This window comes from Dietzia sp. DQ11-71, from assembly GCF_014144995.1.
GTDB classification, from domain to species: Bacteria; Actinomycetota; Actinomycetes; order Mycobacteriales; family Mycobacteriaceae; genus Dietzia; species Dietzia kunjamensis.
The window spans coordinates 1-10457 of the sequence record NZ_JAALDT010000426.1; the positions used below are offsets into that span (position 1 = coordinate 1).

The 10457-nt window shown below is 69.3% G+C and carries 12 protein-coding genes and 1 pseudogene; 6 read left to right on the forward strand and 7 right to left on the reverse strand.

Annotated features, from left to right (window positions below; all coding sequences use genetic code 11):
* Positions 1 to 132: 132 nt before the first annotated feature.
* Positions 133 to 786: a DUF1707 SHOCT-like domain-containing protein gene (locus G6023_RS13805; RefSeq protein ID WP_182636038.1), complete on the reverse strand. Its 654-nt coding sequence runs from the start codon at positions 784 to 786 to the stop codon at positions 133 to 135.
* A gap of 87 nt (positions 787 to 873) precedes the next feature.
* Between G6023_RS13805 and G6023_RS13810 the strand changes: the two genes are divergently transcribed.
* Together G6023_RS13810 and G6023_RS13815 are read left to right on the forward strand one after the other, a co-directional pair.
* Positions 874 to 1788, forward strand: a complete 915-nt coding sequence (locus G6023_RS13810) for an ABC transporter ATP-binding protein (protein WP_182636040.1) — start codon at positions 874 to 876, stop codon at positions 1786 to 1788.
* A complete protein-coding gene (locus tag G6023_RS13815; protein WP_182636043.1) occupies positions 1785 to 2549 on the forward strand; it encodes an ABC transporter permease in 765 nt (254 codons plus the stop codon). The genes G6023_RS13810 and G6023_RS13815 overlap by 4 nt, the downstream gene beginning before the upstream one ends.
* A 90-nt stretch (positions 2550 to 2639) precedes the next feature.
* Here G6023_RS13815 and thiC read toward each other — a convergent pair whose 3' ends face one another.
* Entirely contained in the window at positions 2640 to 4355 is a 1716-nt protein-coding gene (thiC, locus tag G6023_RS13820) for a phosphomethylpyrimidine synthase ThiC (RefSeq protein ID WP_182636045.1), read from the reverse strand.
* Between the two features lie 187 nt (positions 4356 to 4542).
* Here thiC and G6023_RS13825 point away from each other — a divergent pair, with 187 nt between their 5' ends.
* Positions 4543 to 4839: a GNAT family N-acetyltransferase gene (locus G6023_RS13825; RefSeq protein WP_067719316.1), complete on the forward strand. Its 297-nt coding sequence runs from the start codon at positions 4543 to 4545 to the stop codon at positions 4837 to 4839.
* A gap of 126 nt (positions 4840 to 4965) precedes the next feature.
* On the forward strand, positions 4966 to 5481 hold the full coding sequence (locus G6023_RS13830; RefSeq protein WP_132062498.1) for a CD225/dispanin family protein: 516 nt from the start codon (positions 4966 to 4968) through the stop codon (positions 5479 to 5481).
* A 19-nt stretch (positions 5482 to 5500) separates the two neighbouring features.
* On the opposite strand, the gene G6023_RS13835 is transcribed toward G6023_RS13830, so the two are convergent.
* The 5 genes from G6023_RS13835 to G6023_RS13855 form a co-directional block, all read right to left on the reverse strand.
* Positions 5501 to 5917 carry a CoA-binding protein gene (locus G6023_RS13835; RefSeq protein ID WP_132062500.1) on the reverse strand — a complete coding sequence of 139 codons (417 nt, stop codon included), beginning with the start codon at positions 5915 to 5917 and terminating at the stop codon, positions 5501 to 5503.
* 120 nt (positions 5918 to 6037) lie between these two features.
* Positions 6038 to 6931, reverse strand: a complete 894-nt coding sequence (gene ppk2 / locus G6023_RS13840) for a polyphosphate kinase 2 (RefSeq protein ID WP_132062502.1) — start codon at positions 6929 to 6931, stop codon at positions 6038 to 6040.
* Positions 6932 to 6934: 3 nt separating this feature from the next.
* Complete coding sequence (locus G6023_RS13845) at positions 6935 to 7735, reverse strand: exodeoxyribonuclease III (RefSeq protein ID WP_182636047.1); 801 nt, start codon at positions 7733 to 7735, stop codon at positions 6935 to 6937.
* Positions 7736 to 7791: 56 nt separating this feature from the next.
* Positions 7792 to 8868: a GNAT family N-acetyltransferase gene (locus G6023_RS13850; RefSeq protein ID WP_182636049.1), complete on the reverse strand. Its 1077-nt coding sequence runs from the start codon at positions 8866 to 8868 to the stop codon at positions 7792 to 7794.
* Complete coding sequence (locus G6023_RS13855) at positions 8861 to 9529, reverse strand: peptide deformylase (RefSeq protein ID WP_182636051.1); 669 nt, start codon at positions 9527 to 9529, stop codon at positions 8861 to 8863. Before G6023_RS13855 ends, G6023_RS13850 begins: the two co-directional genes overlap by 8 nt.
* Positions 9530 to 9718: 189 nt before the next feature.
* On the opposite strand from G6023_RS13855, the gene G6023_RS13860 reads away from it, so the two are divergent.
* Together G6023_RS13860 and G6023_RS16050 are read left to right on the forward strand one after the other, a co-directional pair.
* Complete coding sequence (locus G6023_RS13860; protein WP_083249858.1) at positions 9719 to 10057, forward strand: nucleoid-associated protein NapA; 339 nt, start codon at positions 9719 to 9721, stop codon at positions 10055 to 10057.
* 15 nt (positions 10058 to 10072) lie between these two features.
* A pseudogene (locus G6023_RS16050) lies at positions 10073 to 10457 on the forward strand (LytR C-terminal domain-containing protein); the annotation flags it as partial.

Below are 10457 nucleotides of genomic sequence, written 5' to 3' on the forward strand. Positions count from 1 at the left end.
CGGGCACGCCGCCCGCCTCGCCGGCCGCATCCCGAAACGCTTCTGGGCGCAGGCGTCCAGCCCTCCGGTCGACTGAGGCCCTACCGGCCGCCCGACGGCATGCGCGCGACCTGTCCGCCAGCCCGCCGACGGTCAGTCCTCGGTGCGCGGCACCCGCCGCACGCCGATCCCGCCCATGAGCGCCAGTCCCGTGACCCTGATGACCGGGGCTCCGGGCGGGGCCTGGCGGACCGGTCGCGGATCGGGCTTCCAGTTCCCGGACTCCTCGCCGAAGCCCCCCATCAGCCCCAGGCCCTCGATCTCCACATGGATGTCGTCGGGGACGTAGATGTCGATGCCGCCCATGATCGCGAACGCCCGGATCGTCGTCTCGTGGGACTGCAGGGAGGCGCCGCGCAGGTCGATCTCGACCCCGCCCATCAGGGCGAACGCGGTATGCACGGTGGGCAGGGTCCACGTCCCCTTGCGTTCGACTCCGCCCATGATCGCCAGCGACGAGGCGGGCCCGCTGGCCCCGGTGACGCGACGCGCCGGGGCCCCATGTGGCCGGGTCGCGGGCGTCGAGTCGTGCTCGTGGTGGGCGATCGGCAGGTCGTGCGTCAGCTCGATGAGCTCGGACCGGAAGCGTGCGGCGTACGCCCGCGAGGTCCGGTCATCGAATTCGGCGAGCGTGAGCCTCCCCTCCGAGAAGGACTCCTGGAGGAGCTTGGCGGTGGCGTCGCGCTCGGCGTCGGAGGCGCGGACCGACGGCAGATGGCGATCCGGCTCGGGCGTGGCGTCATCCATGGTCACGAGCCTAGTACTGCACTACCTGTACGCGGGCTGAGTAGGTGGACGCACGCTGCCCGCGCCCCGGCAGGCAGACTGGGGACCATGATCGAGGTACGGAATCTCACCAAGCGCTTCGGCGCCTCCACCGCCGTGGACGACCTCAGCTTCGAGGTCCGTCCCGGCGTCGTCACCGGATTCCTCGGCCCGAACGGCGCCGGGAAGTCCACGACGATGCGGATGATGGTCGGTCTCGACACCCCCACGTCCGGGCAGGCACTGATCAACGGCACCCCGTACCGCGAGTTGGATCGCCCCGCCCACAAGGTGGGCTGTCTGCTCGACGCGTCCTGGACCCACGCCAACCGTTCCGCCGGCGCGCACCTGAGGATGGTCGCCGCGGCGGACGGGGTGGCCCCGGGCCGCGTCGACGAGGTGCTCGGCCTGGTCGGCCTCACCGACGTCGCCGGCCGCAAGGTCGGCGGATACTCGCTCGGCATGCGCCAGCGACTCGGTCTGGCCACCGCCATGCTCGGCGACCCCGAGGTCCTGCTGTTCGACGAGCCCGTCAACGGACTCGACCCCGAGGGGATCCTGTGGATCCGCCGTTTCATGCACGCGCGCGCCGCAGAGGGCCGCACCGTGCTCGTCTCCTCGCACCTGCTGTCGGAGATGGCGCAGACCGCCCAGGACCTCGTCGTGATCGGCCGCGGCAAGCTGCGCGCGCAGACCTCCGTCGAGGAGTTCCTGGACGCCGCCACATCCTCGGTGGTGTTGCGCACCCCGCACGTCGACGAGTTCACCGCCGCCGCGCGCGATGAGGGCATCGAGGCCACGTTCGACGCGGAACAGGGTGTCTTCCTCATCCAGAACCTCCGCGCGCCGCAGGTCGGCGATGTCGCCGCCAGCCTGGGGATCACCGTCCACGAACTGCACGAGAAGCGGGCGTCGCTGGAGGAGGCCTTCATGGCCCTCACCGACCAGGACGTCGAGTACCACGGTCAGGAGTCCACCCGATGAACCAGCTGAAGTCCGAGTGGATCAAGGTCACCACCACCAAGAGTGCCTACTGGCTGTACGCGATCGGCATCGGCCTGGCAGTGGTGCTTGCCGTGGTCATCGGCCAGTTCGAGCAGCCCGCCACAGGGGACCCGATGGCCGGTGCGCCCGGCGGCGGCAGTGACCCGCTGTTCGCGATCCTCGGCGTCAGTGCGTTCACCGTCCTGCTGGCGTGGATCGCCGCGATCGTCGGTGTGACCGGCGAGTACCGCTATCACACGATCAAGGCGACGTTCCTGACGACGCCGTCGCGCTGGCCTGCCATCCTGGCCAAGACCGCCCTGTTCACGGTGCTCTCGATGGTGGTCACAGCCATCGCGGTGATCCTGGCGCTCCTCGTGGCCGGGGCGCTCTCCGGAAACGAGGGCTGGACCCCGTTCTCCGGAGACGGGCTGACCTACCTGTGGCGCTTCCCCGTCTACGCCGCACTGGGGACGATCGCGGTCACGGGCCTGGCGTACATCATGCGCAACGCCGCCGGCACGATCTCCCTGTTCCTCGTGTGGATACTGGCCCTCGAGGGCATGGTCTCGTTGATCCCGCGGGTCGGCGAGGACATCGCCGCCTGGATGCCGTTCGCCAACGGTGACTTCTGGACCCAGGGAGAGAGCGTCCGCGGGTACATCACGTGGGGCGAGTGGCCGGCGTTCGCCTGGTTCGCGGCCGTGTGCGTGGCCCTCTGGGTCGTCGGGGTGCTGATGACACTGCGCCGGGACGCCTGAGCTCGGTCGGCCGATCCGACCTACTGAGCACCGACGTCCCGGCCCGTCGGGCGCGGTGGGGACCGGCGCGGCCCTCGCCGCCGGTGAGAACTACGACTCGGTGATCGGCAGGTAGACGCGGCCACCGAGTTCGGAGAATTCGGCCGACTTCTCCGCCATCCCCGCCTCGATCGCCTCCACCGTTTCCATCCCGTGCTCCGCGGCGTAGTCGCGGATGTCCTGGGAGATGCGCATCGAGCAGAACTTCGGACCGCACATCGAGCAGAAGTGCGCGGTCTTCGCCGGCTCCGCGGGCAGCGTCGCGTCGTGGTACGCCAGGGCGGTGTCCGGGTCGAGGGCCAGGGCGAACTGGTCCCGCCAACGGAACTCGAACCGGGCGGTACTCAACGCGTCATCGCGGGCCTGCGCGCCCGGGTGACCCTTCGCCAGATCGGCCGAGTGCGCGGCGATCTTGTAGGTGATCACTCCGGTCTTGACGTCGTCCCGGTCGGGCAGGCCTAGGTGCTCTTTGGGCGTGACGTAACACAGCATCGCCGTGCCCGCCTCGGCGATGCGGGCAGCGCCGATCGCGGACGTGATGTGGTCGTAGCCCGGCGCGATGTCCGTGGCGAGGGGGCCCAGCGTGTAGAACGGGGCCTCCTCGCACCACTCCTCCTCGAGGCGCACGTTCTCCACGATCTTGTCCATCGGCACGTGACCGGGACCCTCGATCATCACCTGCACGCCGTGGCTCTTGGCGATCCCGGTGAGCTCCCCGAGCGTGCGCAGTTCGGCGAACTGCGCCTCGTCATTGGCGTCGGCGATCGACCCCGGCCGCAGACCGTCACCGAGGGAGAACGTCACGTCGTAGCGGGCGAGAATCTCGCACAATTCCTCGAAGTGGGTGTAGAGGAACGACTCGCGGTGGTGCGCCAGGCACCACGCCGCCATGATCGATCCGCCACGCGACACGATCCCGGTGACCCGCTTGGCCGCCAGCGGGACGTAGCGCAGCAGCACTCCGGCATGGACGGTCATGTAGTCCACGCCCTGCTCGCACTGTTCGATGACGGTATCACGGTACAACTCCCAGGTCAGACGGGCCGGGTCGCCGCCCACCTTCTCCAGTGCCTGGTAGATGGGCACGGTGCCCACGGGGACGGGGGAGTTGCGCAGGATCCACTCCCGCGTCTCGTGGATGTCCCGGCCGGTGGACAGGTCCATGATGGTGTCCGCGCCCCACCGGGCGGCCCACACCATCTTCTCGACCTCTTCGGCGATCGAACTGGTGACCGCCGAGTTGCCGATGTTGGCGTTGATCTTGGTGAGGAAGCGCTTGCCGATGATCATCGGCTCGCTCTCCGGATGACGATGGTTGGCCGGGATGATCGCCCGACCGGCGGCGACCTCCGAACGCACCACCTCGACATCGATTCCCTCCCGCACGGCGATGAACCGCATCTCCGGGGTTGTCAGGCCCGCCCGGGCCCAGGCCAACTGCGTCCGGACGGGAGTGGGGTTCTCCGGCGAGGCGGGGACAGGTCCGGGGTGGGACCACTCGCGGCGGGTCGGCGGGAGGCCCGCGCCCAGGTCATGGCAGTCGGCCGGGTCCGCGTACGCGGTATATGGGCCGGAGGTGTCGTAGACGTCGAACGTCGTGCCGTCGGTGAGCGCGATCCGGCGCACGGGTACGCGCTGGCCGTCACCGAACTCACCGGGCACCTCAAGATGAGCCTTACTGCTGGAATGGATGGGGCCGCACGTCACGGCGTCGATCGGGGTGCCGTCGGTGCCGTCGGTGCCGTCGGCGAATAAAGCTGTGCCCATGGTGTTTCCTGATCTCCCTACGCCGGCATGATCCGGACAGGTTCTACGGTCGACGACCCGGCTGGTCGTCCTCTCAGCCCGCGCATCGAAGCGGACTCCCGTGTGGATGAGTATGTGATTGTGCAGGGGCGAGCGTAACCCGACGAGTAGCATCGCGGGTGGAACACGCCCTGAAGAAGGAGTTCTGATGTCCCCTGTAACGTCGCTCAAGCTGGTCCACAACACCGATAGAGACCGCTTCGAACTGTGGGACAGCGAGACCTTCATGGGTCTCGTTGGTTACGAGAAGGACGGCGACGTCTACATCCTGCTCCATACCGTGATCGAGGAGCGGTACGGCCAGCAGGGAATCGCTCGCCTGCTGGTCAGCCTGGTCCTCACCCGCATGCGGCTCGATGAGCTCAAGATCCGGCCGGTCTGCAGCTATGTGCGGCGGTTCCTCGTTCGCTTCCCGGAATATCAGCTCCTGGTCGCCCAGCCGTGACAGGCGCCGGGCGGTGACCGTGGCCCGCGGTGACCATTGTCAGCCGGCCGACGAGCGGCGGAGAAGGGGCCGGGAGAGCGGGACGTAGTCTGACCCCAGACGACCAGCTACCCGGAGAGGACTCCCATGACCTACCCGCCCCAGGGGAATACTGCCGACGGCGACTCGACCGGTGGCGACGATGCGAGTCGGAGCTCCTACGGCCAGAACCCGTACGGGCAGGGCACATACGGACAGAGCCCGTACGGACAGGGCACATACGGACAGAGCCCGTACGGCCAGGGCTCGTACGAACAGACCGACTACAGCGCGCAGACCCCGACCGGTTACGGCGCGCAGACCCCGTCCTTCGGCGGGGCGGGCGGATACGGGACCACCTCGGCAATTCGCCCCGGCCCGCCGTCGAACGTCGGCTGGGCGGTCGCGTCGATTCTCTTCTTCTGGCCGCTGTCGTTCGTCGCGATGACCCGCGCGCTGGACGTCTACCCGCTGTGGGCCGCCGGTCGCCACGCCGAAGCCGAGGCCGCCAGTGCGACCGCCAAGAAGCTCGGCATGATCTCGCTGGCGATCGTGGCAGTCCTCATCGTGCTGTACTTCATCTTCATCTTCGCGATGGTGGGACTGGCCTCGAGCGGCTTCTAGACCGGGCCGGGTCCGCGGTTCAGGCCAGGCCCAGACGAGGGGCTTCGATCGCAGGGCAGGCGTCCATCACCACGTCCAGCCCGGCATCCTTCGCCCGCTGCGCCGCGGCCTCGTCGACCACGCCCAGCTGCAACCAGACCGCCTTGGCTCCCTTGGCGATCGCATCGTCCACCACGCCGCCCGCGAGCTGCGAGTTGACGAACACGTCGACCACATCGACCTCGCCGGGAACGGACGCGAGATCCGGGTAGCCCTGCTGACCGTGCACGGTCTCGGCCTTGGGATGGACCGGAACGATCTCGTGCCCCAGGTCGCGGACGTAGGCGGCGATCCCGTACGCGGTGCGCGCGGAGTTGCTGGACAGGCCGGCGACGGCCCAGCGGCCCTTCTCGGTGAGCAGGCGCGTGATGACGGCGGGGTCGTTGATATGGCTCATGCCCAGTGCAAGGCCCGCCGCCGCCGAGACATTCCCGGGGCCTCCCATCAGGCCCGGTCAGTCAGTCCCCGACGGGTTCTGTGCGCGGGGACATCGCTCCGCTCGCTGGCGCTCCCTCCGCTAGTCCCCGACGGCGTCCTTGCCGCGTCGGACGATCTGCGGGTCCGGGTCGAACACCACCTGGGGGTCCTTGTCCGGGTAGTCGAACTGGTTCAGGAAGTAGCGCATCGCGTTGATGCGGGCCCGCTTCTTGTCGTTGGACTTGATGGTGATCCACGGGGCCCATTCGGTGTCCGTCCGACGGAACATCTCCTCCTTGGCCTCCGTGTACTCGTCCCACTTGCCGAGGGACTGCAGATCCATGGGCGAGAGCTTCCACCGACGGACCGGGTCGAGCTGCCGGATCGCGAACCGGGTCTTCTGCTCCTCGCGGGTGACCGAGAACCAGAACTTGGTCAGACCGACCCCGGACTCGACCAGCATCTTCTCGAACATGGGCGCCTGCTCCATGAACGTCTCGTACTGGGAATCGGTGCAGAAGCCCATCACCCGCTCCACGCCGGCGCGGTTGTACCAGGAGCGGTCGAACAGCACGAGCTCGCCGCGGCTGGGCAGATGGGCCACGTACCGCTGGAAGTACCACTGGTACATCTCGGTCTCGGTCGGCTTGACCAGCGCGACGACCCGGGCCTGCCGGACGTTGATGTACTCACTGAACCGCTTGATCGTCCCGCCCTTGCCGGCGGCGTCGCGGCCCTCGAACACGATCACCTGCCGGTGCCCGGTCTCGGCCTGCCAGTTCTGGAACTTCAGCAACTCGATCTGCAGCAGGTACTTCTCGACCTCGTACTGGTTGCGGTCCAGTCGCTCGTCGTACGGGTAGTTCTCCCGCCAGGTGTCGACGGCCCGGCCGTGGATGTCGATGAGATCCGGGTCCTCACCGTGGTCGTCGCGGACCGTGAAACCCTCGGCGCGGAGCCGGTCGATGTAATGGCGTAGCTGGAACGTGGACATGGCTCAGTCGAGCTCCACGACGACGGGCGCGTGGTCCGAGGCGCCCTTTCCCTTGCGTTCCTCGCGGTCGATGAACGCCCCGCTCACCCGCGCGGCCAGCGCGGGGGAGTGCAGTTGGAAGTCGATGCGCATGCCCTTGCGCTTGGGAAAGCTGAGCCCGGTGTAGTCCCAGTAGGTGTAGACGCCGGGTCCGGGCGTGTGCTCGCGGGTGACCTCGCGGAACCCGGCGCCGTCGAACGCCGCGAACGCCAACCGTTCGGGGCCGGAGACGTGGGTCTTGCCGTCGAAGACCTCCATGTCCCACACGTCCTCGTCGAGCGGCGCGACGTTCCAGTCACCCACCAGGGCGATCTGGGCGTCGGAGTCGGCGGCCAGTTCGGCGGACGCGTGGTCGCGCAGGCGGGCCAACCACTCCAGCTTGTAGGTGTAGTGCGGATCGCCCAGCTCACGGCCGTTGGGGACGTAGAGGCTGTACACGCGGACGCCGTCGCAGACCGCCGAGATGGCGCGGGCCTCCGGGTCCTGCGAGACCTCGGGATCCTTGTGGAAGCCGGGCATGTCGTCGAAGCCCAGACGCACGTCCTCGAGCCCCACCCGGGAGGCCACGGCGACCCCGTTCCACTGGCTCAGCCCGTGGTGGGCGACCTCGTACCCGAGCTCACGGAACGCGTCTTCGGGGAACTGCTCGTCCTTGCACTTGGTCTCCTGCATCGCCAGGACGTCGACGTCGGACCGTTCGAGCCACGCGAGCACGCGGTCTCTCCGGGCGCGGATCGAGTTCACATTCCAGGTGGCCAGACGCATGCGCCCGAGTGTATTGCCCTCGGCGCGGCGGTGTCACCGTGGGAGCGGAGCCGGTGTCAGTCGACGACGACGAGGTGGCGCAGCGAATGGTGCGGCTGCAGTCCGAGCTTGGCCCACAGGCCGCGCCCGGCGGAGTTGTCCGCGAACACGTGCAGGTGACATTCCTGCGCGCCGAGGCCCAGTCCCCACTCCACGAGCGAGCCGGTGACCACCTCGGCCAGGCCGCGGCGGCGGTGGGCGTCCGCGGTCTCCACGCACGAGACCGCGATCCGCGCTTCGCCGTCGGGACCGGTCGTGACGGCGCCCCGGGCGATCGCGGCCAGCTCCCCGTCCTCCTCGAGTCGGGCGAACACCGCGTGGCCGCCGGGGCCGGGGGAACCGGCGTCGGGCCCGGAGTTGACGAGCCCGGCGGTGGCGAGAATCGCGGGCCGGACGCGTTCGGGGGCGAGGTCGGCGGTGGCGTGGTAGAGCGCCAGCCAGTCGTCATCGGGACGATCGACCAGCGTGACCGCCGGACGGGTGGCCGCGGGGAACGCCTCGTCGACCACCGCGAGCAGGTCGCGGCTGTCGACCGTGCAGAGCAGGAGTTCGCGGTCGGCGTGGATCCGTGCCGGGTCCACCGGGGCGCCGTCGAGTTTCATTCGCTCGGATTTCACCAGCCGGTCCACGTCCACCAGGCGCAGCGGCAGGCCGCGGGCGGCGTACCAGTCGCGCACCCCGTCCAGGTCCTCACAGTTGGCCCACGGCAGGACGGGCACCGCGGAGTTCCCGCGGTAGGACCAGTCGTCGCCGGCGCGGCAGAACCAGCCGTCGACCACCTCGTACTCCGGTCCGGGCCACGCCAGGGCGCTGGCGTACTCGCGCGCCCGGATGTCGCGGGCCCGCACCGGCCGCGGCGGAACCACCTTGAGTACGGCGATGTCGGCGTCGGGGATCCGCACCTGCTCACCGGACTCCCGGGCCACGACCAGTTCCGGCTCGAGTTCGACCACGCGACCGATGACGTCGGTGTACAGGTGCGAGGTCTGGCCCGCCTCCAGATGACGACGCACCACCACGCGATCGCCCACCGCCACCCGGCGGCCGGCGTTCCACCGGGACCGTTCCGACAGGTCCCGGTCCCGCTCAGTCATGGTCGGGAACGACCTCGTCGTCGTCGTAGTCGTCCTCCTCGTCGGCGAACGGGTCCGGATCCGTGGCCGGGTCCCAGCTCAGGCCGGGCACTCCCCAGCCGGCGTCGCGGATGTGGCGCTTGGCGGCCTTGCGGTTCCGGCCGATGAGACCGTCGGTGTAGAGGAAACCGTCGAGGTGACCCACCTCGTGCTGCAGGCAGCGGGCGAACAGTCCGTACCCCTCCACCGACACGGGTTCGCCGTTCTCGTCGGTGCCCGTCACACGCGCCCACCAGGCCCGTCCGCGCGGGAAGTTCACCGCGGGGACGGACAGGCAGCCCTCGAGGTCGTCCTCCGGATCCGGCATCGTCTCGGGGATCTCGGAGGTCTCGAGCACCGGGTTGACGATGCACCCGCGGCGGTTGAGCCAGCCCCCGCGCGCCTCGACCTCCTCGCGGGTCACGCCCTCGCCGTCCTCGGTGTCCAGGTCCGGGCAGTCGTAGACGAACAGGCGCTTGCGCACGCCGATCTGGTTGGCGGCCAGGCCCACCCCGTTCGCGGCGTCCATCGTGTCGTAGAGGTCCTGCACCAGCGTTGCGAGTTCCTCGGGGGACTCGGTGACGGGCTCGGTGGGGGCGTGGAGCGCGGGATCGCCGAGGATGACGATGGGACGGACGGCCATGGTGGTCGATTCTAGAGCGCCGGACATGGCGACGTGTCGGAGGCGTGTGGTTCACTACGGGGGAATCACAAGGGTGTATTTCACCCGCACAGTATTTCACTCGCACGGTATTTCACTCGCACGGTATTTCATCCGCACGGTGATCCGGGTAGTGGTCATCAGAGGTCATCACGGTCAGGAGGCAGGCACATGGGTCGGTCAGCCACCGCGGCACGCGAGGTGCAGGGCGAGAAGGACCGCGCGCAGGGGGCGGCCGAGCTCCACGCCGCCGACCCCGTCCTGTCCGAACGAGACCGGGCCATGCTCGAGTTCGAGCGGCAGTGGTGGAAATTCGCCGGCTCCAAGGAGGAGGCGATCCGGCAGCAGTTCGACATGTCCGGTACGCGCTACTTCCAGATCCTCAACGACCTCATCGACCGCCCCGAGGCCCTGGCCGCGGACCCGCTCCTCGTCAAGCGGCTGCGCCGGATGCGTTCCAGCCGACAGAAGGCACGCGCGGCGCGCAACCTGGGAATGCGGCTCGACTGACCTAGACTCGGCGGCGTGAGCTCCCAGTCCGGAAACCCGCAGTACGACAGCCCGCAGCCCGGCGATGCCGAGTACGGCGATCCCGAGTACGGCGGCGCGCACGGCGCCGACGACCCCTACACGCAGGGCGACGGCCCGGCCATGGACGAGCCGACCGGCCCGCCGTACCGCGCAATCGCGATGGTGCTGCTGGCCGCGGTCGTGCTGGCGGTCGGCGTCGGACTGGTCCAGCTGTTCGGCGGTGACGAGGACGAGGCGACGCCCACCGCCGACGACACCACCTCCCAGGTCGAGCAGGACGCCTCGGCCGGACAGGGTGCCGATGGTCAGACCGGAACCGACGGCGCCGGCGCTGCCACTGCCCCGGGCGACGCCGGGGCCGGTCAGGACGGTGCCGGCG

Bases quoted from the DNA above. Each gene is read 5' to 3' on its own strand.
- G6023_RS13805 (WP_182636038.1), bottom strand. From the start codon at position 786: ATGGATGACGCCACGCCCGAGCCGGATCGCCATCTGCCGTCGGTCCGC.
- G6023_RS13810 (WP_182636040.1), top strand. From the start codon at position 874: ATGATCGAGGTACGGAATCTCACCAAGCGCTTCGGCGCCTCCACCGCC.
- G6023_RS13815 (WP_182636043.1), top strand. From the start codon at position 1,785: ATGAACCAGCTGAAGTCCGAGTGGATCAAGGTCACCACCACCAAGAGT.
- thiC (WP_182636045.1), bottom strand. From the start codon at position 4,355: ATGGGCACAGCTTTATTCGCCGACGGCACCGACGGCACCGACGGCACC.
- G6023_RS13825 (WP_067719316.1), top strand. From the start codon at position 4,543: ATGTCCCCTGTAACGTCGCTCAAGCTGGTCCACAACACCGATAGAGAC.
- G6023_RS13830 (WP_132062498.1), top strand. From the start codon at position 4,966: ATGACCTACCCGCCCCAGGGGAATACTGCCGACGGCGACTCGACCGGT.
- G6023_RS13835 (WP_132062500.1), bottom strand. From the start codon at position 5,917: ATGAGCCATATCAACGACCCCGCCGTCATCACGCGCCTGCTCACCGAG.
- ppk2 (WP_132062502.1), bottom strand. From the start codon at position 6,931: ATGTCCACGTTCCAGCTACGCCATTACATCGACCGGCTCCGCGCCGAG.
- G6023_RS13845 (WP_182636047.1), bottom strand. From the start codon at position 7,735: ATGCGTCTGGCCACCTGGAATGTGAACTCGATCCGCGCCCGGAGAGAC.
- G6023_RS13850 (WP_182636049.1), bottom strand. From the start codon at position 8,868: ATGACTGAGCGGGACCGGGACCTGTCGGAACGGTCCCGGTGGAACGCC.
- G6023_RS13855 (WP_182636051.1), bottom strand. From the start codon at position 9,529: ATGGCCGTCCGTCCCATCGTCATCCTCGGCGATCCCGCGCTCCACGCC.
- G6023_RS13860 (WP_083249858.1), top strand. From the start codon at position 9,719: ATGGGTCGGTCAGCCACCGCGGCACGCGAGGTGCAGGGCGAGAAGGAC.